Source organism: Adhaeribacter radiodurans, from assembly GCF_014075995.1.
Taxonomy (GTDB): Bacteria; Bacteroidota; Bacteroidia; order Cytophagales; family Hymenobacteraceae; genus Adhaeribacter; species Adhaeribacter radiodurans.
This window is the reverse complement of sequence record NZ_CP055153.1, coordinates 523,958-545,082: the sequence shown is the minus strand read 5'-3', so window position 1 is coordinate 545,082 and position 21,125 is coordinate 523,958. Positions and strand designations below refer to the sequence as shown.

The following is a 21,125-nucleotide window of genomic DNA, read 5'->3' as shown; positions in this document are numbered from 1 at the left end:
GCAATTCAAACTTCTACAACTCCAAGCTTCTCATTCAATTTTTAAATTTTTTAATTTCGGAGCGGTTTACCCGAGGTTAAAATGCTTTTGATGCGTTCCAGGGTTTTGCGCTCACCGGTAAGGGACAAAAATGCTTCGCGTTCCAGATTCAATAAGTATTGCTCCGATACCAGCGTAGGTGTCGACAAATCGCCGCCCGACATCACATAGGCCAGCTTACGGGCAATTTTCTGATCGTGCTCTGAAATATAACTTCCTTCGTACATGGCGTACACGCCTGAAATAAACATGCCTAAAGCGCCGCGGCCCAGTACTTTAATATCCTTGCGCGGTACAGGTTGCGTATAACCAGCTTCGGCGAGTTCAATGGCGGCTAGTTTAGCTTCGGCGAGTAAGCGGTTGTTGTTAATAGTAATCGCATCGCCCCGGCGCATAAAACCTAAATCAAAGGCTTCTTGGGCGGAAGTAGATACTTTAGCCATAGCAATGGTGGTAAAGGTATTGCGTAAACTATTAAATTCCGGATCACCTTCTTCGAATGAATCCGCGGTGCGCAAAGTCATTTCTTTGGTGCCGCCGCCCCCCGGAATTAGACCTACACCAAATTCTACCAGCCCCATGTACGTTTCAGCGGCAGCCTGTATTTTATCGGCGTGCAGACTCAATTCGCAGCCACCGCCCAAAGCTAAACCATGCGGGGCAGCCACTACCGGAATAGCGCTGTAACGCATGCGCATCATAGTGTTCTGGAATTGCCGGATCATAATATTTAATTCATCATAATCCTGATCAAGGGCGTACATGTATACTAAAGCCAGGTTTGCTCCCGCTGAAAAGTTTGGCGCATCGTTGCCAACTACTAAGCCCCGAAAATCCTTCTCCCCTATTTCTACAGCTTTGTTTAAACCCTGAATGATCTCGGAGCCCAGCGTATTCATTTTGGTATGAAACTCCAGGTTTAAAATACCATCGCCGATATCAAACAAAGTAGCGCCAGCGTTTTTCCAGACCACATTGCTCTCTCGAAAATTATCTAGAATAATAAAGCTTTCGGTACCCGGAATATTTTGGTAAGATTTACTGGGGATGTCGTAGTAAAGGCGCGAACCTTGGTTTGTTTTATAAAATGAAGTGTTACCAGCGGCTAGAAAATCGTACACCCAGGCGGCTGGCTTTCGATCTTCGGCTTCCATGGCTTTCACGGTTTCAGCTACGCCTAAGGCATCCCATAGCTCAAACGGACCAATTTCCCAACCAAAGCCGGCCCGCATGGCATCATCAATCCGGTATAATTCATCGGATATTTCCGGAATGCGATGCGAGATATAACTGAATAAACCGTGCGAAGTAGCTTTAAAAAACTCAGCGGCTTTGTCGCTACCGCTATACAAAGCTTTCAAGCGGGGTTTTAAGTTATCAATAGTTTTAAGCGGCTCCAGGCTGGCAAATTTCACTTTTTGCTTCGGAGCGTACTCCAGGGTATTTAAATCCAAGGTTAAGATCTCGGTTTCGCCCTGTGCATTTTTAGTTTTTTTGTAAAACCCCTGACCAGTTTTATCGCCTAACCAGTTTTTATCCAGCATTTGCTGCACGTAATCTGGTAATTGAAACAACTCCCGGGCTTCGTCTTTCTCGCCGGTTTGGTACAAACCTTGGGCAACTTTGGCTAAAGTATCTAAACCTACCACATCTAACGTCCGGAAAGTAGCGGATTTAGGACGGCCGGTAATTGGTCCGGTAATACGATCGACTTCATCGATGTTTAAGCCCAGCTTTTGCATTTGGCTGAACGTATCCATAATCCCGAAAATACCAATGCGGTTTGCGATAAAGGCTGGGGTATCTTTGGCTAATACGGTAGTTTTACCCAGGTATAAATCGCCGTAGTGTAGCAGAAAATCAACCACACTTTTATCAGTTTCAGGGGTCGGAATTATTTCGAGCAGTTTTAAGTAGCGCGGCGGATTAAAAAAGTGCGTTCCGCAAAAGTGCTTCCGGAAATCATCGGAACGGCCGGCAGTCATCAAATGAATAGGAATACCCGACGTGTTAGAGGTAATAAGCGTACCCGGTTTACGATATTGTTCTACTTTTTCGTAAAGACTTTGCTTAATTTTTAAATTTTCGACCACTACCTCTATCACCCAGTCGCAGGAAGCAATATTTTTTAAATTATCGTCAAAGTTTCCGGTGGAAATGTATTTCGCGTCGGCTTTCCGGTACAGCGGAGCCGGGTTGGAACCAATGGCAATTTGCAAGGCACTGTTTACAATCCGATTTTTTACAGTTGGATGATCCAGGGTAAGACCCCGTTGCGCTTCTTCCGGGGAAAGTTCTTTGGGAGCAATATCAAGCAGCAAAACCGGTACGCCAATATTAGCAAAGTGACAGGCAATGCGCGAACCCATGATGCCCGAACCTAAAACCGCAACTTTTTTAATTATTCTTTTCATTTGACAGACACGAAGTAGTTGTTCGTTATTCGTTGTTCGTTATTCGACGAAGGAATTTTAAAAATTAACAAATTTCCATCATTCAAAAGCCAGATTAATCTTCCAGCAGTATTCAAAATCTGGTTAAAACGACATCAGCATACTATTTATAGATTTCTTTACTTTCAATTAAGCCGTTAATTTGGTTGATCACTTTAAAAAAAACCGCCAGATCGGTTTCGGGTATTTGTTCTCGCACTTTCTGGTTAAAGGTTCTTACGGTTTGCCGGGCCAGTTCTTTTTTCTCTAATCCTTTTCCGGTTAAAAATATACGCACCGACCGTTTATCAACGGCATCCCCTACTTTGTAAATCAGGCCGTCTTCTTCCATGCTTTTTAAAATGCGGGTTAAGCTGCGAGCTTCCAAGCCCATTTTAGGTGCTATTTTAGTAGCGGGAGTACCTTCCTGCGGATGAATATTTAAAAGCACGAAACCAATAGAAGTGGTAACATCATACTTAGCAGCTTGCAGATTGTACATGCGCGCAATGGCGTGCCAGCACACTTTTACATTATAATCAACGGTTTCTTCGGGCTTCATACATTTAAGCTGTATTACCAAATATACGAAAATTTTAAAAATTTATTATGCTTGCATACTATTCTACTAAAATAATTTTCACCTCACGTGCTAACTTGTTTTAGTAGTTTCTACGAGAAAAATACAACAGGAATGAACCGGTAAAAGTGATTTAATGCCGGAAGAAAGCAACCAGAAGAAAGTCCAGAAATACTTGAGAAACGTAAATTTTTTAAATTATTATATTACTTAACAATTAGCCACAAGCAAAGCTAGCCTGCTTAGGTGTTGCAGGGTTCAAGAGAAAACAGAAATAAGCAAAAATGTACTTAATAAATCTTTTCGATGAGCGCCTGATTGTTCTGCAAGATAACTTTGCGTTTCAGGCTTAGTTTGGCCGTTAACTCGCCGCTCTCAATGGTCCAGGGTTTAGGCATGAGTTCGTGGCGTTTAATTTGTTCCCACTGGGCAAAATGCTCGTTGTAACTTTTTACTTCCCGGTTAAATTTCTCTAGCACCGCAGGGTGATTAATCATTTCGGCATCAGTGGTATAAGGAATATCATGCAAGCGACAATACTCCCGCAAATCCGGGAACGAAGGCACAATTAACGCCGAGGCAAATTTGCGCCCGTCGCCAATTACCATTACCTGCTCAATCAGGTTAGATTCTTTTAATTTATTTTCAATGAGCTGCGGGGCAATGTATTTACCGCCAGAGGTTTTAAACATTTCTTTTTTGCGATCGGTGATTTTTAAATATTTGCCTTCCACCATTTCCCCAATATCGCCGGTATGAAACCAACCATCCGCATCTATTACTTCGGCGGTGAGCTCCGGGTGTTTGTAGTAACCTTTCATGACGCTGGCGCTGCGGGTTAAAATTTCGCCGTCGGTTTCGGCTATTTTTACTTCCATGTCATCCACGGGCGGCCCTACGGTGCCAATCATGTGGTCTTCGGGGTTGTGGCGGTTGACTGCAATTACCGGCGAAGTTTCGGTAAGACCGTAACCTTCCATTACCCGGATATTAGCGGCGCCAAATACCCGGGCTAAACGCGGCTGCAATGCTGCCCCACCCGATACTATGGCAATAACGTTTCCGCCCAAAGCTTCGCGCCATTTATTAAAAATTAACTTATTGGCCAAGGCTAGTTGCGCAGTGTACCAGGCACTCATGCCGCGCACATCGTATTTTAACCCCAACTCTAAAGCCCAGAAAAATAAATTTTTCTTCACCCCGGTTAAATCTTTGCCTTTCGCTACAATTTTATCGTACACTTTTTCCAGCAAACGCGGCACGGTAGCAAACACGTGGGGTTTTACTTCACGTAAATTTTCGGCTACTTTTTCAATGCTTTCGGCGTAGTAAATACTTACGCCCTCGGCCATGTACAGCACCGATAACATGCGTTCGTAAATATGGCAAAGTGGCAAAAAACTTAAAGCGCGATGTTGATTATTTACCGGTACGTACGGCTGGCACGACTTGTAATTACTTACAATATTGTTGTGCGTGAGCATAACTCCTTTGGGGTTACCGGTGGTACCAGAAGTATAAATAATAGTAAATAAATCTTCGGGAGTTACCGCGGCTTTTATGGCTTTTAACCGATCTAAATCTGCTTCCCGGGCCTGGTTCAAAATATCGGACCAATGCTTCACTCCCGGCAAACGATCGAACGAATAAATTCCCTGTATGCCTTCTATTTGGGCAGTAGCCGCGCTTACTTTACTATACAGCTTTTCATCCGAAACCAAAATCAGTTTTACTTCTGCTTCTTTAAGAATATAGCGGTAATCATCTTCGGTAATGGTGGGGTACAGGGGCACACTAATGGCACCTATTTGTTGAATCCCTAAATCCGCAATAATCCACTCGGGGCGATTAAAAGAAACCAGCGCAATTTTATCTTCTTTTTTAAAACCCATGGCCAGTAAACCCAAACTAAACTGGTACACGGCATCCACTACTTCCTGGGTACTTTGTTTATGCCAGGTATCGTTAATTTTAGCCGACAAACAATCGGGTTGCGGATACTTTTGTAATTGATAGGCTAAAACATCGAAGGCTCGGGTTATTTGCAGCATGGTGTTAAAACGCAGACGTGGTACTTTTTAGAACTAAAACCTGTAACAATATACCAGTTATACGCTGGTTCAGAAAAAACGGCATCTCCGAAATATAATACTTTCCGGGGGAATACCCCCATTTTTTTAAAAAATTACAGAGCTAAACTGCATTGGTCCGGAGCAGTCTGCACATTTTTAGTATTTTTGGTATTCTTTAACGATCCCGCATGAATTTAGCCATTTTCTTTGAGCCGCTTCCCGAAGAGCTTTACCTGCATCAAAGCAACCCGAAAACTTTTGGGGCCAGCATTGATCCGTTTATTCATAAGTTTCCGGAGTGGCGCCAGGCCGATATGGCCATACTGGGAGTAAATGAAATCCGGGGTACTGGTCAGGATACGAACCCGGAGCTACGACCCGCTACCGAAGTAAGGCGTCAGCTATACGCCCTTAAGAAAGGCACCGGCCGGTATAAGATTGCGGATTTAGGCGACTTATTGCCCGGCATAACCTTAGAAGACACTTACCTGCGGATTAAAGAAATTGTAGAAAATTTAATCAGCCAGAACACTTTACCAATTATTATCGGGGGCAGCCACGACCTGGATTACGGGCAATTTCTGGCCTACGAAAACCTGGGTAAAGCTATTAACCTGGTTACCATTGATTCGCACATTGACATGAGCGAAGAAGTTGGAGTACCGCCACATAAACAGCACTTACAACGCATTCTGCTGCACGAGCCTAATTACTTGTTCAGCCTGAGCCAGATTGCCTACCAATCTTATTTTGTAGAACAGGAAGTAGCCGTAGTTTTAGAAAAATTACACTTCGAAACAGTACGTTTGGGTTTGGTGCACACTAATATCCAGGAAGTAGAGCCGGTAGTGCGGCACGCCGATTTAATTAGTTTTGATATTCGGGCCATTAAACACCACGATGCGCCCGGCTACGAACCCGCCAACCCATTTGGCTTAACCGGCGAAGAAGCTTGCCAATTGTGCTGGTACGCTGGCCTAAACGATTCGCTGAGTTCTTTCGGCATTTACGAATACAACCCGGCTCTGGACGAACGCCAGGTAACCGCTACTACTATTGCGGTAATGCTCTGGTATTTTGTAGAAGGCTTTTACCACCGCAAGAACGAAACGGATTTTACCAGCAACAAATTTTTAAAATATGCCATTGGCTTTCATGATAACCCGAATAAAATGGTGTTTTACAAAAGCAAAGTGAGCGATAAATGGTGGATGGAAGTAGAACCCTTACGCTCCGAAAAGCAAGCCAAAATAATACCTTGCTCCTACGAAGATTACCTGCTCGCCGCCAAAGGAGAAATACCGAATCGCTGGATTTTAACCCAGTCGCGCCTGGCATAATGGTTACAAGTTACAGGTTTAGTAAAATGTAGTACTCAAGCCTTATACTGCTACTTATTACATTATTATATTTAAATGACAGAACAAGTACTCCCGGAATACACTAAAAATCAATTGGCTTTGCGTAATGGGCAGGATCGCGAAGAAATCTGGATTGCGTACGAAGGCAACATCTATGACGTAAAAAAATCGCGGCTGTGGAGCCGGGGCAATCACTATGAGCATTGGGCCGGTCAGGACTTAACTGAAGAACTAAAAGATGCCCCGCATACCGAATACGTGTTCGACAAATTTCAAATAATTGGTCGTCTGAAAAAGTAAAATTTTTAAAAATTTACCCGTACCAACTTTTTATTAGCCATTAAAAGATAAAATTAAGCTGAGAACAAAATTAGTTTTTCAACTTTTGTAAACTTACAACCTCTAACTTACGAATGAGTACCACCGAAACCGCTTCTAACTTTAATCACCTGGAAAAAATGTCGGTAAACGAATTGCTGACCAACATTAACCAGGAAGATAAAACCGTACCACTGGCCGTTGAAAAAGCTATTCCGCAAATAGAAGCTTTGGTAAAAGCTGTAGTGGAGAAAATGAGAATCGGGGGCCGTTTGTTTTACATTGGCGCCGGTACCAGCGGCCGGTTGGGCATTGTGGACGCCTCGGAATGCCCACCTACTTATGGAGTGCCCCACGGTTTGGTAGTAGGTATTATTGCCGGCGGTGACACGGCTATCCGGAAAGCCGTAGAATTTGCTGAAGATGATTTTAACCAGGCCTGGCAAGATTTACAAGCCCATGCGATTACCGATAAAGACGTAGTAGTGGGTATTGCCGCTTCTGGCCGTACGCCGTATGTAATTGGCGGCCTGGAAACTGCCCGGCAGAACGGCTTAGTTACCGGTTGTATTGTGTGTAATGCGGGTTCCAAAGTAGCGGCCGTAGCCGAGTACCCCGTAGAAATTATAACGGGTCCGGAGTTTGTAACCGGCAGCACCCGCATGAAAGCCGGCACTGCCCAGAAACTAGCTTTAAACATGCTTACCACCGCTACCATGATTCAATTGGGCCACGTGAAAGGCAACAAAATGGTTGACATGCAGCTCTCGAACCACAAACTGGTAAACCGCGCTATTAGGATGGTAATGGATGAATTACAGATAGACGAAACTACAGCCACTGCTTTAATTCAACAACACGGCAACGTGCGCGCTGCCATTGAAAACTATCAGAAGTAAATCACGGATTTCCGCGGATTAAGCTGATGACGCGGATGCCATATTGATTTTAAAAGGATCAAATAGAGATTGAATTATTTTAAAATAAACAAAAAACTATGCTGGGGCTCCGAACAACCATTTACAAAGTAGGCGATATTACCAAAGCTAAAGCTTGGTACGCGCAGGTTTTTGAAACCGCCCCTTATTTTGACGAGCCATTTTACGTGGGCTTTAATATTAAAGGCTACGAACTCGGCCTTCAACCGGAAGACACACCCACCACCAACAAGACCGAAAGTGTAATAGCTTATTGGGGAGTAAATCAAATAACGGAAGAATATGACCGCCTGATTACCTTAGGAGCTACCGAGAACGAAAAGCCTTACAATGTAGGCGGCGATATTGTAACCGCCACCATGAAAGACCCTTGGGGCAATGTTATCGGGTTAATCTATAATCCGGAATTTAAATTAGAAGATGAGTAAAACACAGCACTTAAATTGCGTCAGCGCAGTTGTTAACCATTTGTAATAATTGTAAGCAGTTATACGCTACCTGCTCGCACTAGCCAAAATATTATATACACCGAAGCATAGCAGACAAACTTTGGGGCATTTGTCCGCGGTAATTACTATTCCTACTATCCTGGCAGTTTGTAAAAAAGAAATTTTTGAAAATCGCTTTTCCACGTAGGCTTGCCTATTTGCCTCGCTAACAAATTCTTAACTCCAGGATCTGCGAAAACCGAAAAATCCATGCAAATCTGCGAACCGAATTAGCAACCTGGCTTTTGGTTTTGAGTAACATTGAGTAAATTGAATTATCTTAATTGTTACTCTTATTTTATGCATACCATCGAGCCTTTTTATAACTGGATCGAGGCCTACAGTGCTTCCGAAGACCCGCGCTCGCCGTTGTACGGCGCGGAAAACAACCTTTTAGAATTTACAAATACCATTTATGGCTATTACATTCATCCGCAGTGGGACGATATTGAATCGGAAACACTGTTTTTAAAAATACTTTTCGTGGATTACGATCTGGGCTTTTGCATTATCGAGTTTATCGGCGAGTGGAATGATACCCTGCACAACGACATTATGCAGCTCAAGCGCAACATTATTGACCCTATGGTGCAGGAAGGCATTCAAAAATTTATTTTGATCGGCGAAAACGTGTTTAACTTTCACGGGTCAGACGATTGCTACTACGAAGAATGGTTTGAAGACGTAGAAGACGGCTGGATTGTAGCCATTAATTTTCAGGATTTTGTATTGGAGGAAATGAAAAGATACAACCTGGATTATTACATTAATTTTGGCGGCAACCTGGAAGAAATAAACTGGCGCACTTTTGAACCTCGTAAATTATTTAGTCTGGTAAGTAATCTTATTCAAAAAAGACTAGGATAACAACTCAAATAATTATACCAATTTTTTCTGGAGTAAATGTAAAAAAGGCCAGACTACATAGCCTGGCCTTTTAGCAAAAAATCAAATTACATGTACTAGTTACTGGGGAGTAACTGCATCGATACTATCCTTTGAGGCTTCAGCATTATCTTGAGCAGCCTCTTCCTGGTGTTCCGCTGCATCTTCTCTATGCTCTGCAGCATCATCGGCCGCTTTTTCCTGTTTAGATTCGCAAGAAGCAAAAGAAAAGGCACTAGCCGCGATAAACATAAACAATAGCTTTTTCATAGTTTTATTAGGTTCGGGTTTTGTGGAAGATACATCAAAATTGCCTTCTATATTATAGAAGCAGATTAATGCAATTTGATACTTATACTGATTCCTAAAATAAAAGTTTCCGAATTAATACGCATAAAAAATCCTCAGCTAGCTGAGGATTTTTCTTTTACAATTAAATATCCGGTATTAAAGATTTTAACTTCATTCGCTTACTTTTTTCGGAAAACAACATTTATAGGCACCCCTTCAAAGCCGAAGTGTTTCCGGATTTTATTTTCCAGAAAACGAGTATAGCTTTCTTTGATGTACTGCGGCAAATTACAGAAAAAGGCAAATGTAGGATTATGCGTTGGCAACTGCGTAATATACTTAATCTTCACAAACTTACCTTTGATGGCTGGTGGCGGATACGCTTCTATTTCTTTTAAGATTATGTCGTTCAGTTTAGAAGTAGATATTTTCTGCGTTTTGTTTTTATAAACCTGATAAGCCGTTTCAATGGCTTTATGCACCCGTTGTTTCGTTAATACTGAAGTAAAAATTATAGGCATGTAAGTTAGAGGAGCCAATTTTTCCCGGAGCTGATCTTCGTATTCTTTCATGGTATTGGTTTCTTTCTCAACCAAATCCCATTTATTTACTAAAATTACAATGCCTTTCCGGTTTTTATCGGCAAGGCCAATTATGTTCATATCCTGGGCCTCCAGACCGCGGGTTGCATCCAGTATTACAATACATACATCTGATTCTTCGATAGCTTTTATAGACCGAAGTACCGAATAAAATTCAATATCTTCGTGAACTTTGGTTTTGCGTCGTAAGCCGGCTGTATCAGTAATTATAAACTCCATCCCAAAGGCATTATACCGCGAGTTAATGGAATCACGGGTAGTGCCCGCCACATCAGTAACAATATTGCGTTCTTCGCCGAGCAGCAAATTAACGAATGATGACTTACCAACGTTAGGGCGACCAACTACCGCCAATTTGGGAATACCTTCGTCGGGGTTTTCAACATCTTCCGTTTGAAAGTGTTTTACTACTTCGTCGAGTAAATCGCCGGTGCCGGAGCCACTCGCCGATGATACCGGAAAAATTTCCTCGCCCAAACCTAAAGCGTAAAAATCGCCGGTAAACTGCGCTTTTAAGTTGGTATCGGCTTTATTGGCCACAATGTAAATGGGCTTGTCGGAGCGGCGCAGTACTGCGGCAAATTCTTCGTCGAGGCTGTGCAAACCTTCTTCTACATCCACCATAAATAAAATTACGGTAGCCTCTTTAATGGCCAGTTCTACTTGTTTCCGGATTTCGCCTTCGAAAATATCATCGGAGCCATGTACGTAACCGCCCGTATCAACCACGGTAAAATTCTTACCGATCCATTCGCCGTAGCCATAATGGCGGTCGCGGGTAACGCCGCTTTGGTTATCCATAATGGCTTTACGCTCGCCTACCAGGCGGTTAAAAAGCGTGGATTTGCCCACGTTAGGGCGACCCACAATTGCAACAATATTTGACATTCGTCTTTGTTTTGTGGTTTCAGCCCGTGCCGGAGCGGACGGGTTACCGAAACCGATTTAGAAAAAATATTAGTCTGTAGACCATAGTCGATAGTCCCCAGATTTATTAATTAGTTAATAGTTGCCTGTATACAGCCTCAGAATTTTAAAATTTTCCATAGACTTTGGCCAATGGACCTTAGACTCTAGTCTATCAACTACATATCGTTATACCCAAATTTATTAAGCGCTTTCGGGTTAGAGCGCCAATCTTCCTGTACGCGTACGTACAATTCTAAATGTACTTGCTTAGCAAAAAACTGCTCCATTTCCTGGCGGGCCTGCGTGCCCACTTTCTTCAGCATTTTGCCTTCGTGACCTATTACGATGCCTTTTTGGCTCTTACGTTCCACCATAATTTCGGCGCGCATCCGGATAATAGTCTCTTCTTCCTTAAATTCTTCTATTACTACTTCGCAACTGTACGGAATTTCTTTTTTATAATTTAAAAAAATCTTTTCGCGGATAATCTCAGCGGCAAAGAAACGCTCGGGCTTGTCGGTTAGTTCATCTTTGTCGTAATAAGCCGGATGTTCTGGTAAATAATCCAGAATTGCCTGGAATACCTTATCGGTATTAAACTTCTCTAATGCCGATATCGGAATAATTTGATCGGCTTTTATGCGCTCACCCCAATACGTTATTTTTTCCTTTACCTCTTCTTCTGTGGCCTGGTCAATTTTATTAATTAACAGCAGTATTTTAGCTTCTACGTTTTGCAGGCGTTTAATAATTTCTTCTTCGTCGTGCTTCTCATAAATATCCGTTACAAATAAAATAACATCGGCATCTTCTAAAGAAGCGCTTACAAAGCGCATCATGGATTGGTGTAACTCGTACTTGGGTTGAATAATACCGGGCGTATCGGAATAAACAATCTGAAAATCGTCGCCGTTGAGAATACCCATAATTCGGTGGCGGGTAGTCTGTGCTTTAGAAGTAATAATAGACAAACGTTCGCCTACCATTACGTTCATGAGCGTGGATTTACCTACGTTGGGCTTGCCAATAATACTAACAAACCCTGCTTTATGTGGTTTTTCGCTCATTTTAGTTTCAGGTTACACGTTGCTGATTATATAGTTGAAAGGTTAGAAAATTAATAGCCTTCTGTATTAATCTATTTTACTCCAGGTAAGTAGCCAGCATTAAATTTTTAGCTAATTTCCTCTAACTCTAGCAACGAGGGCGCAAAAGTACGGTTTTTAATTGATTATTTTGATACATCTCTTAATATAAGCCTGTTGCTGCATAAATTTTAGAACAAAGCTCAGCCTACTTATGTTAACTTCTCAACTTGCTAACCTGTAATCTGCAACGTAAAACTTGTAACTTGCAACCTCAAACCTGCAATTCTAAACATGAATGATACCAACACCCGGAAAACCGGGGTTTTATTAGTTAACTTAGGTACCCCCGATACTCCCGAAACCGGCGATGTACGCAAATACCTCCGGGAATTTTTAATGGATAAGCGGGTAATTGACATACCAGTTACCCAACGTTTCTTTTTGATTAATGGTATTATTGCTCCGTTTCGCGCGCCTAAATCGGCCAAAGTTTACAAACAGCTATGGGATGAACGGGGCTCGCCTTTGTTGTACTACGGCGTAGATTTAAAAAATTTAGTACAAGAGCAATTAGGTTCTAAGTACCACGTGGCATTGGGCATGCGTTACCAAAGTCCCAGTATTCAGAGTGCGCTGGAGGAACTACGCGCAAAATTTGTGGACCGGATTATTGTATTGCCCTTGTTTCCGCAATATGCCTCGGCTTCTACAGGTTCGGTGCAGGATAAAGTAATGGAAATTGTAAAAGATTGGTGGATTGTGCCGGACATTACTTTTATTAGTTCGTTCTGCGATGATCCTTTGTTTATTAAAGCTTTTGCTGCACTTGGCCGTAAGTATTTAGAGAAAGAACCGTACGATCACGTGGTATTTAGCTACCATGGTATACCAGAGCGTCACATTTTAAAAGGTAGTGTAAACAATTATTGCCAGCTAGGTTCGTGTTGTAATACCTACCATAAAATGAATAGGTATTGCTACCGGGCACAGTGTTTTCTAACGTCGCGGTTGCTGGCAAAAGAGCTTAATCTAACGGAAGACCAATACAGCGTTACATTTCAATCACGGTTAGGCAAAGACCCTTGGCTTAAACCATATACCGATGAGTTACTAAAAGAATTGCCTGCCCAAGGAAAAAAACGGGTATTAGCATTTAGCCCTGCCTTTGTGGCCGACTGCCTCGAAACTACTGTTGAAGTAGGCAGTGAGTTTAAAGAATTGTTTGAACAAGCGGGTGGCAAACACTGGCAATTAGTGGAAAGTTTAAACACGAGCCCGTTGTGGGTAGAAGCCGTAAAGCAGATGATTTTACGTAATTAAATGTTTTAATTAAAAAGAAGATAGTTGCGCAACTGTCTTCTTTTTAAGCCTTATTAAAGTCTATCCATTTACTGGCACTTACCGGATTATACCCTTGCATATTTTGCAGTAGCTTTTCCGGCTCATCTGCTACAATCAGGTTAGTACGGTGCTCTTCCCGGATAAAACCTTCGGTCACTGCTCCCTCAATTAGTTGAATAAACTTGTCGAAATAGCCATTTATATTATAAAACCCTACCGGTTTAATAATTATGCCCAACTGATTCCAAGTAATAATTTCACAAACTTCATCCAGGGTACCAAAACCACCCGGCATAGCTATAAAGGCATCGGCTAAATCTGCCATTAAGGCTTTTCGCTGGTGCATGGTTTGTACCACGTGTAATTCAGTAAGCGTTGCATGCGCTACTTCACGTTCTACTAAACTTTGTGGTATCACGCCTATTGCCTTACCGCCATGAGCCAAAACATTATCCGCAATAACTCCCATTAAGCCTACATTTCCACCGCCATATACTAAGGCAATTCCTTGTTGAGCAAACATTTTACCCAACTCCCGCGCTTTAGTTGTATAAATTTCTTTGTTCCCAAAGTTGGCGCCACAAAACACAGCAATACACTTCATTTACTATTCTATCTTTTTAATAAATAATCTTAAATCTTTTATTTCTGTGCTTTTAACTAAAGTAATCAATCAAAAGAACTAACAATAGTTTAAACTTACGAACTCTATTAATGTGTAAACTCAGAACGAAGCACGGATTAATCGGTCGTTAATGGCTTTGCCTAATCCAGTTTCCGGCACTTGTTCTGCTAAAATAATATCAATTGGTAAAGAATCTAATTGGCGGAGAGCGGCAAATAAATTACGGGCCGCTTCACTGGTATCTCCACTAGGTGCTAAAATATATTGTTGTTCCCGAGGAACTTGCTGCCATACTTTCTGAAAAGATAAAATACCTGTTCGGTGCGGGTCAAACTGCTTTATGTTTTTACTAATATCACCTAATACTACTTTTTTGCGGGGAGCATAATGGCTACTGAGCATACCCGGCGCTTTGGGATTAGAACTACTCGTTTTTACAAATTTAACGCGCTGCCCTATGATTGTTTCAATTTCTTCTATGGCCAGACCACCTAAGCGTAGTATTTCTACTTCATTATTTACTAAATTAATAATAGTGGATTCAATTCCTATCTGGCACGGGCCGCCATCCAGAATATACGGAATACGATCGCCGAGCTGTTGCGCCACGTGCTGTGCTGTAGTAGGACTCACATAACCAAACGGGTTAGCGCTGGGAGCAGCCAGGGGAAAATCTAATTGCCGCAATAAACTTAAAGTAAGCGGATGATTAGGAATACGTATGCCTACCGATTCGTTCCCGGACGTAACCAGCAGCGGAATTATTGGATTACGGGGTAAAATAAAAGTAACCGGGCCGGGCATAAACGCTTCGGCTAACTGGTAAGCTCGATTTGGGATATTTACTGCTATCTTCTCAAACTCCTGAATGCTATGCGTATGCACAATTAAAGGGTCAAAAGCCGGCCGCTGCTTGGCCTCAAAAATAGAAACAACTGCTTCTTCCAGGTAAGCATTGGCTGCTAAGCCATAAACGGTTTCAGTGGGGATGGATACAAGCTGTCCAGTCCGCAGTAAATTAGCAGCGTGGTTTATATCCGTTCCTGTTATTGCCATAATAGTTGGTAAATTGCCGCAAAAGTAAATAAATTAAATTACTCCTGATTTAACTTCTAAAATCCTTCAGGAACAGGCATAATACAGAAGGGCTGCTATTTTTGTTTTATAGCAGCCCTTCTGTATTAAAATAATAAATTGTTTAATGATTTATGCTGGCACTTTAACGTATAAACCAGCTAATTTTTCTGCCGCATAGTCAATTTCGGCAGGCGTATTGTATTTGCTAAATGAAAAACGAATAGCTCCCCGGTCCGGATCACAGTTTAAGGCACTTAAAACATGCGAACCGGCATTGGCGCCGCTGGTACAGGCACTACCCCCAGAAGCTGAAATTTTATTTATATCTAAATTAAAAAGCAACATTTCCGTAATATCAGAAGGAGGTAAACTTACATTTAACACAGTATACAAGCTTTTTTCGGCTATAGCTGAGTTGCCGTTAAATTGCACATCCGGAATTTGGGCCGTTAATCGTTCAATCATGCGGTTTTTTAAGCTTTGAATATACTGCTGATGCTTATCCATATCGCGGTAGGCAATTTCCAGAGCTTTGGCCAAACCAATAATGCCGTAAACATTTTCGGTTCCACCCCGCATATTCCGTTCCTGCGAACCACCATGAATAAGCGGCGGAATTTTTACAGCACCATTCGTATAAATAAAACCAACTCCTTTAGGACCATGAAATTTATGAGCGGATCCTACAATAAAATGCGTTTTTAATTGCTGCAGATCATGCTGGTAATGGCCCATGGTTTGTACTGTATCCGAATGAAAAACGGCATTATATTTTAAACAAATCTCGCTAATAGCTTGAACATCGTTTAAGTTACCAATTTCGTTATTGGCATGCATAATGGATACAAACGTTTGATTATTAGTAGTTAAGAGAGATTCTAAATGATCTAAATCAAGATTACCTTTTTCGTCGTAGTTCAGGTATTGCAGATTAATTTCACCTAGTTTCTCCAATGCTTCTAAGGAATGTAGTACCGCATGGTGTTCTAAACGCGTGGTTATAGCTTGTTTAATGCCAAGTGCCCGAATAGTAGAAAATACAGCTATATTATCGGCCTCCGTACCACCAGAAGTAAAGAAAATTTCGGCGGGTGCCGCATTAAGCAAGCCAGCAATTGTTTTTCGTGCTTTTTCAATAGCCGACCGTACCTGCCGTCCATGCGCATGAATCGACGATGGATTACCAAAATATTCTAACATGTACGGCGCCATCGTATCAAAAACTTCTTTATCCAGTGGGGTGGTAGCAGCGTTATCCAGGTAAACAACCATTTTATTAGAAATTAAAATTATGAAATAGAAATTATGATTTATCTTAATCTCTATTTCTTCACACAAAAATAGAACATAAAAAAATGGATGGAAAGTTTAATGACTAAACTTTCCATCCACTTCTGATTTTAAATAGCAGTTTCTATTTTTAACTAACTATTTTTAACTAACCATTTCTAATTTAATTATGCTTTTACCGAAATAATTTCTTTTATGTCTGTAATAATTTTATTAGCTAAATGTTCGGCGGTAGCATTGGTTTCTGATTCGGCATAAATCCGAATAATTGGTTCGGTGTTAGACCGACGTAAATGAACCCATTCTTTATTAAATTCGATTTTAACGCCATCAATGGTATTTACCGGTTGTTTGGCGTAACGTTTTTGCATTTGCACCAGAACATCTCCCACATCTACTTCCGGGGTTAACTCAATTTTATTTTTAGAAATGAAATAGTTAGGGTACGATGCGCGCATACGAGTCATCCGCAGATCACTTTTAGCTAAATGCGTTAGAAATAAAGCAATACCCACGAGAGCATCGCGGCCGTAATGTAGTTCCGGGTAAATAACACCACCGTTACCTTCGCCCCCAATTACAGCATTTTTCTCTTTCATTAAATTTACCACGTTTACCTCGCCAACCGCGGCAGCAAAATACTCACCGCCTGCTTTTTCAGTTACGTCGCGTAAAGCTCGGGTAGAAGATAAATTAGATACTGTATTGCCTTTTGTATGTTGTAATACGTAATCGGCTACGGCCACCAAGGTATACTCTTCACCGAACATGCTGCCATCTTCGCAAACCAAAGCCAGCCGGTCTACATCCGGATCTACTACTATACCTAAGTCAAACTTACCTTTTTCTAATATTTTAGAAATTTCACGCAGATTTTCTGGTAAGGGTTCCGGATTATGCGCAAAGTTACCATCCGGTTCGCAATATAATTTTTCGATTTGGGTAACGCCCAGCGCTTCCAGCAACATAGGCACAGCAAAACCGCCGCTTGAATTAACAGCATCTACTACTACCCGGAAATTTTTCGCTTTAATAGCTTCTACATCTACTAAAGGTAGCTCTACAATAGCTTTTATGTGCTTGCGTAAAGCATTATCACTTTGTATGTATTTACCTAATTTAGTAACCGGAGCAAAATCAAAAGCTTCCTTTTCTGCTATTTCTAATATTAATTTACCCTCAATATCCGAAATAAACTCGCCTTTATCATTCAGCAATTTTAGAGCATTCCACTGCTTTGGGTTATGACTAGCCGTTAAAATAATGCCTCCCCCAGCTTGTTTAGCAGGAACAGCCATTTCTACGGTAGGAGTAGTAGATAATCCTACATCAATTACATTAATGCCCATACTTTGCAGAGTAGCTGCAACCAGCTTATTCACCATGTCGCCGGATAAGCGGGCATCACGCCCTACTACAATCGTATTATTTTGGGTAGTTTCCAGAACCCATTCGCCAAAAGCGGCGGTGAACTTAACTACATCCAAGGGAGTTAGAGCCTCCCCGGTTTTGCCGCCAATTGTTCCCCGGATTCCTGAGATAGATTTTATTAAAGCCACGTGTATTACGTTAAATTTTTACAAAGCTACTTATTGTGAGATTTTTCCTCTACAAAAAAGCAGCCGAATTATTGAGACAAGGCTAAATAATGCATTTTTAAGCCTAACTTTATTTTCAGGTGCAATATACAATACAGTTAGTCGGATTAACAACCCTAACTATAAATAGTAAATCCAGAAGCAAATATAACAGTGGTGTACCAGAAACTGTTTTTAGTTGCTTTAATAACCAAGCATAACCGAATCACTTTAAGTTTATTATCGTACCTGTAAAATATACTAATTATTCATCTTTTATATTATTTATGCCTGATAAAGAAGCTACTCGTCAGAATCACTTGCAAGCATTTAACCGCCTGCTGGATATTATGGACGAGTTACGAGAGAAATGTCCCTGGGATCGGAAACAAACCATTACGAGTCTGCGGCATTTAACCATTGAAGAAACTTACGAGCTTTCGGATGCCATTTTGCGCAACGATATGTCTGATGTTAAAAAAGAAATAGGGGATTTATTATTACATTTAGTATTCTACGCCAAAATTGCTTCTGAAACTCAAATTTTTGATTTAGCCGACGTTTTAAATAGTTTATGTGATAAGCTTATTTTCCGGCATCCGCATATTTACGGCAATACAGAAGCAAACACAGAAGAAGAAGTTAAAAAGAATTGGGAACAGTTAAAGATAAAAGAAGGCAATAAATCGGTGCTAGGGGGCGTTCCAGTATCGCTGCCAGCTTTAGTAAAAGCCATGCGCATTCAGGAAAAGGCCCGCGGAGCAGGATTTGATTGGGACAACAAAACCCAGGTTTGGGAAAAAGTAGAAGAAGAATTAAGCGAATTTAAAACTGAATATCATTTAAAAGCTGAAGAAGAAATTGATATAGAGAAAGCAACCGACGAATTAGGTGATTTGCTCTTTTCTATTATCAACTTCGCCCGTTTTATTGAGGTAAACCCAGAAGAAGCGTTAGAGCGAACTAATTTAAAATTTATTAAGCGATTTCAGTACTTGGAGCAGGAAGCTCAAAAGAACGGTAAATCTCTAACCCAAATGACTCTAGCAGAGATGGATGTATATTGGAACCAAGCCAAAAAAGTTCTTTAAACATCTATGGATTATTGCTTCCAGGAGAAAGATAATAAAGTAATTTAAAATATTTTTTTGGTTGAAATGCAATTAAACGTGCATTTATCGCTACATTAGTTCAACTTAAAATATATAGTAAGAGTATAATACATATAAGTACTTGCTAGGCAGCCTAATAAATTTAATTTAAAATTAAAATAATGTAAAAATTTACTAAATGTATTATTTACATTAAGGATTAAGAAGATTTTTATTATTAATTTGTCAACCATATAAATACTTAAATAAAAAAATCTTAATTTCAAAAATATTTACATTTTGCTATAAGGTCTATTTTTAGTTAGGTTTGTAAGAAATGTTGCTAGAATTTTATGGAAATTTCTCTTTACTTACATCCTTAAACAGGTAGCTGATCTTAAAACTGAGTTAATCTGGAAATTCTGGTAACACTCAAGTTTTAATTTAAAAATTTACTTAGCTGGTTCTTAAAAAGGCGTATACCGGTTATTTTAGTAGATAGCCTTAAAAAACAAAAACAAAAAAATTATTTAACCCAACCCAAAAACTAAACTTTTAAATCTTAACAACAATGGAAAAAAAGAATGCCGTAGTTACGAATGCGCCAAAACCAGCAACTTCAAAGCCAGCTGCTGCTACCGCTAATAAAGAAGGTGCAGCCGGTTCTATATTTGCCAGCATCGTTATCCCAGTAGCAATTGTGGTTTCAATCCTGATATACATGTTTATCCTGGGCAACCCGGCAAACTTTGAAGGTGGAAATCCAGAAAATCACCCACTACCAGGTAATTACCTTGGCGTAGTTTACAAAGGTGGCGTTATTGTGCCAATGTTGATTTCCTTAAACTTAATGGTTCTAGTTTTTGCTATTGAGCGTTTCTTAACCATTAATAAAGCAAGAGGTAGCAAAGGAATTGAGCAGTTTGTAAGAACTATCCGCCAAAGATTAAATGTTAACGATGTAAACGGTGCTTTAGCTGCCTGCGATGCTCAAAAAGGTTCAGTAGCTAACGTAGTTAGATCTGGTTTAGGCAAATACAAAGAAATGGAAACGGACCGTACTTTGGCCAAAGATCAAAAAATTCTGGCTATCCAGAAGGAAATTGAAGAATCTACCGCTTTAGAACTACCTATGCTAGAGAAAAACCTGGTAATTATTTCTACTATTGCTTCCATCTCTACCTTAGTAGGTCTGATTGGAACAGTACTAGGTATGATTAAAGCGTTCTCGGCTCTTGCAACTGCTGGTAGCCCAGATGCTGTTGCTCTTGCAAACGGTATCTCTGAAGCTTTGATTAATACCGCTCTGGGTATTATTGGTTCTACTATTGCCATTATAGCTTATAACTTCTTCACAAGTAAAATTGATGCTCTTACTTATAGCATCGACGAAGCTGGTTTTAGTATTATCCAAACCTTTGCTGCGCAGCACGATAATGCTGGTCATACTAGCGCTACTGCTACACATTCATCTGTTAACGTATAATTTTTTTAGTATTTAAAATAATATGCCTAAAGTAAAACCTCATAGAGCCCGACCTACCCTGGACATGACGCCCATGGTAGACTTGGCCTTCTTGCTGGTTACCTTCTTCATGCTGATTTCTAAATTTGCACCTGAAGAAGTAGTGGTCGTAGATACTCCGTCATCTACCTCGGACATTAAACTACCGGAATCGGATATTATTACGATTACCGTAGATAAAACCGGACGAGCTTTTTACGCAGTAGGCGGCCAAAAAACCAGACAGGAATTATTAGATAAAATGGCAGCTAAATACAAACTAAACTTCACTCCTGCGGAGAAACAGCAATTCGCAACAATGGAGAGTTTTGGCGTGCCAATTGAACAACTTAAATCTTTACTTAACCTGAGTCCGGAAGAACGGAAAAGAGCCAGACAGCCAGGTGTTCCTTTTGATTCTGTGAATAATCAATTAGGCGACTGGATAATGCAAACCCGTTACTCCAACCCGAAAGTAAAGATTGCAATTAAAGGTGATAATGATGCGTCTGTACCTGCTATTAAAGGAGTTATTAAAACTCTACAAGATAGAAAGGTAAACCGTTTCAATCTGATCACCGATATGGAAGTAAAACCTAGAAACCTCTAAGCACAAA

18 protein-coding genes and 1 pseudogene are annotated in these 21,125 nt (G+C 40.8%); 9 read left to right on the top strand and 10 right to left on the bottom strand.

The genetic code is table 11. The annotated features are described in order from the left end of the window. Positions 1 to 50 precede the first annotated feature (50 nt). The 3 genes from HUW48_RS02780 to HUW48_RS02770 form a co-directional block, all read right to left on the bottom strand. Positions 51 to 2,453 (bottom strand): 3-hydroxyacyl-CoA dehydrogenase/enoyl-CoA hydratase family protein, encoded by a 2,403-nt coding sequence (locus HUW48_RS02780; RefSeq protein WP_182414224.1) that lies wholly within the window; start codon positions 2,451 to 2,453, stop codon positions 51 to 53. A gap of 142 nt (positions 2,454 to 2,595) precedes the next feature. Next, positions 2,596 to 3,033, bottom strand: a complete 438-nt coding sequence (locus HUW48_RS02775) for a MarR family winged helix-turn-helix transcriptional regulator (RefSeq protein ID WP_182414223.1) — start codon at positions 3,031 to 3,033, stop codon at positions 2,596 to 2,598. Between the two features lie 308 nt (positions 3,034 to 3,341). Beyond that, positions 3,342 to 5,099 (bottom strand): AMP-dependent synthetase/ligase, encoded by a 1,758-nt coding sequence (locus tag HUW48_RS02770; protein ID WP_182416249.1) that lies wholly within the window; start codon positions 5,097 to 5,099, stop codon positions 3,342 to 3,344. Positions 5,100 to 5,311: 212 nt separating this feature from the next. Here HUW48_RS02770 and HUW48_RS02765 point away from each other — a divergent pair, with 212 nt between their 5' ends. The 5 genes and pseudogenes from HUW48_RS02765 to HUW48_RS02745 all read left to right on the top strand — a co-directional run bounded on the left by HUW48_RS02765 (position 5,312) and on the right by HUW48_RS02745 (position 9,095). Then, positions 5,312 to 6,463, top strand: coding sequence for a formimidoylglutamase (locus HUW48_RS02765; RefSeq protein WP_182414222.1), 1,152 nt, complete (start codon positions 5,312 to 5,314; stop codon positions 6,461 to 6,463). A gap of 75 nt (positions 6,464 to 6,538) precedes the next feature. Further along, on the top strand, positions 6,539 to 6,784 hold the full coding sequence (locus tag HUW48_RS02760; RefSeq protein ID WP_182414221.1) for a cytochrome b5 domain-containing protein: 246 nt from the start codon (positions 6,539 to 6,541) through the stop codon (positions 6,782 to 6,784). A 107-nt stretch (positions 6,785 to 6,891) separates the two neighbouring features. Further along, a pseudogene (murQ, locus tag HUW48_RS02755) lies at positions 6,892 to 7,701 on the top strand (N-acetylmuramic acid 6-phosphate etherase); the annotation flags it as partial. A 98-nt stretch (positions 7,702 to 7,799) separates the two neighbouring features. Then, the gene (locus HUW48_RS02750) at positions 7,800 to 8,168 is read left to right on the top strand and encodes a VOC family protein (RefSeq protein ID WP_182414219.1); all 369 of its coding nucleotides are present in this window, start codon (positions 7,800 to 7,802) and stop codon (positions 8,166 to 8,168) included. A gap of 360 nt (positions 8,169 to 8,528) precedes the next feature. Beyond that, a complete protein-coding gene (locus HUW48_RS02745; protein WP_182414218.1) occupies positions 8,529 to 9,095 on the top strand; it encodes a hypothetical protein in 567 nt (188 codons plus the stop codon). A 99-nt stretch (positions 9,096 to 9,194) separates the two neighbouring features. Here the strand turns inward: HUW48_RS02745 and HUW48_RS02740 are convergent, their stop codons facing one another. The 3 genes from HUW48_RS02740 to era all read right to left on the bottom strand — a co-directional run bounded on the left by HUW48_RS02740 (position 9,195) and on the right by era (position 11,982). Further along, positions 9,195 to 9,383, bottom strand: a complete 189-nt coding sequence (locus HUW48_RS02740; protein WP_182414217.1) for an entericidin — start codon at positions 9,381 to 9,383, stop codon at positions 9,195 to 9,197. 200 nt (positions 9,384 to 9,583) lie between these two features. Next, entirely contained in the window at positions 9,584 to 10,894 is a 1,311-nt protein-coding gene (gene der, locus HUW48_RS02735) for a ribosome biogenesis GTPase Der (RefSeq protein WP_182414216.1), read from the bottom strand. Between the two features lie 197 nt (positions 10,895 to 11,091). Then, a complete protein-coding gene (gene era, locus HUW48_RS02730) occupies positions 11,092 to 11,982 on the bottom strand; it encodes a GTPase Era (protein WP_182414215.1) in 891 nt (296 codons plus the stop codon). Between the two features lie 312 nt (positions 11,983 to 12,294). On the opposite strand from era, the gene hemH reads away from it, so the two are divergent. Then, positions 12,295 to 13,323 carry a ferrochelatase gene (gene hemH / locus HUW48_RS02725; protein ID WP_182414214.1) on the top strand — a complete coding sequence of 343 codons (1,029 nt, stop codon included), beginning with the start codon at positions 12,295 to 12,297 and terminating at the stop codon, positions 13,321 to 13,323. A gap of 43 nt (positions 13,324 to 13,366) precedes the next feature. Here hemH and HUW48_RS02720 read toward each other — a convergent pair whose 3' ends face one another. From HUW48_RS02720 to glmM, 4 genes are all read right to left on the bottom strand, one after another. Continuing rightward, positions 13,367 to 13,948, bottom strand: a complete 582-nt coding sequence (locus tag HUW48_RS02720; RefSeq protein ID WP_182414213.1) for an LOG family protein — start codon at positions 13,946 to 13,948, stop codon at positions 13,367 to 13,369. 120 nt (positions 13,949 to 14,068) lie between these two features. After that, entirely contained in the window at positions 14,069 to 15,025 is a 957-nt protein-coding gene (locus HUW48_RS02715) for an L-threonylcarbamoyladenylate synthase (protein ID WP_182414212.1), read from the bottom strand. A 150-nt stretch (positions 15,026 to 15,175) separates the two neighbouring features. Beyond that, a complete protein-coding gene (locus tag HUW48_RS02710) occupies positions 15,176 to 16,318 on the bottom strand; it encodes a cysteine desulfurase family protein (RefSeq protein ID WP_182414211.1) in 1,143 nt (380 codons plus the stop codon). 185 nt (positions 16,319 to 16,503) lie between these two features. Then, positions 16,504 to 17,895 (bottom strand): phosphoglucosamine mutase, encoded by a 1,392-nt coding sequence (gene glmM / locus HUW48_RS02705; protein WP_182414210.1) that lies wholly within the window; start codon positions 17,893 to 17,895, stop codon positions 16,504 to 16,506. A 305-nt stretch (positions 17,896 to 18,200) separates the two neighbouring features. Between glmM and mazG the strand changes: the two genes are divergently transcribed. The 3 genes from mazG (at position 18,201) to HUW48_RS02690 (ending at position 21,118) form a co-directional block, all read left to right on the top strand. Beyond that, positions 18,201 to 19,004 (top strand): nucleoside triphosphate pyrophosphohydrolase, encoded by an 804-nt coding sequence (mazG, locus tag HUW48_RS02700; RefSeq protein WP_182414209.1) that lies wholly within the window; start codon positions 18,201 to 18,203, stop codon positions 19,002 to 19,004. A gap of 571 nt (positions 19,005 to 19,575) precedes the next feature. Continuing rightward, a complete protein-coding gene (locus HUW48_RS02695; protein ID WP_182414208.1) occupies positions 19,576 to 20,490 on the top strand; it encodes a MotA/TolQ/ExbB proton channel family protein in 915 nt (304 codons plus the stop codon). 22 nt (positions 20,491 to 20,512) lie between these two features. Next, positions 20,513 to 21,118, top strand: a complete 606-nt coding sequence (locus HUW48_RS02690) for an ExbD/TolR family protein (RefSeq protein WP_182414207.1) — start codon at positions 20,513 to 20,515, stop codon at positions 21,116 to 21,118. Positions 21,119 to 21,125 lie beyond the last annotated feature (7 nt).

What these genes read in the sequence shown, in the direction of transcription:
- HUW48_RS02780 (WP_182414224.1), bottom strand. Translation starts at nt 2,453, where the DNA reads ATGAAAAGAATAATTAAAAAAGTTGCGGTTTTAGGTTCGGGCATCATG.
- HUW48_RS02775 (WP_182414223.1), bottom strand. Translation starts at nt 3,033, where the DNA reads ATGAAGCCCGAAGAAACCGTTGATTATAATGTAAAAGTGTGCTGGCAC.
- HUW48_RS02765 (WP_182414222.1), top strand. Translation starts at nt 5,312, where the DNA reads ATGAATTTAGCCATTTTCTTTGAGCCGCTTCCCGAAGAGCTTTACCTG.
- HUW48_RS02760 (WP_182414221.1), top strand. Translation starts at nt 6,539, where the DNA reads ATGACAGAACAAGTACTCCCGGAATACACTAAAAATCAATTGGCTTTG.
- HUW48_RS02750 (WP_182414219.1), top strand. Translation starts at nt 7,800, where the DNA reads ATGCTGGGGCTCCGAACAACCATTTACAAAGTAGGCGATATTACCAAA.
- HUW48_RS02745 (WP_182414218.1), top strand. Translation starts at nt 8,529, where the DNA reads ATGCATACCATCGAGCCTTTTTATAACTGGATCGAGGCCTACAGTGCT.
- HUW48_RS02740 (WP_182414217.1), bottom strand. Translation starts at nt 9,383, where the DNA reads ATGAAAAAGCTATTGTTTATGTTTATCGCGGCTAGTGCCTTTTCTTTT.
- der (WP_182414216.1), bottom strand. Translation starts at nt 10,894, where the DNA reads ATGTCAAATATTGTTGCAATTGTGGGTCGCCCTAACGTGGGCAAATCC.
- era (WP_182414215.1), bottom strand. Translation starts at nt 11,982, where the DNA reads ATGAGCGAAAAACCACATAAAGCAGGGTTTGTTAGTATTATTGGCAAG.
- hemH (WP_182414214.1), top strand. Translation starts at nt 12,295, where the DNA reads ATGAATGATACCAACACCCGGAAAACCGGGGTTTTATTAGTTAACTTA.
- HUW48_RS02720 (WP_182414213.1), bottom strand. Translation starts at nt 13,948, where the DNA reads ATGAAGTGTATTGCTGTGTTTTGTGGCGCCAACTTTGGGAACAAAGAA.
- HUW48_RS02715 (WP_182414212.1), bottom strand. Translation starts at nt 15,025, where the DNA reads ATGGCAATAACAGGAACGGATATAAACCACGCTGCTAATTTACTGCGG.
- HUW48_RS02710 (WP_182414211.1), bottom strand. Translation starts at nt 16,318, where the DNA reads ATGGTTGTTTACCTGGATAACGCTGCTACCACCCCACTGGATAAAGAA.
- mazG (WP_182414209.1), top strand. Translation starts at nt 18,201, where the DNA reads ATGCCTGATAAAGAAGCTACTCGTCAGAATCACTTGCAAGCATTTAAC.
- HUW48_RS02695 (WP_182414208.1), top strand. Translation starts at nt 19,576, where the DNA reads ATGGAAAAAAAGAATGCCGTAGTTACGAATGCGCCAAAACCAGCAACT.
- HUW48_RS02690 (WP_182414207.1), top strand. Translation starts at nt 20,513, where the DNA reads ATGCCTAAAGTAAAACCTCATAGAGCCCGACCTACCCTGGACATGACG.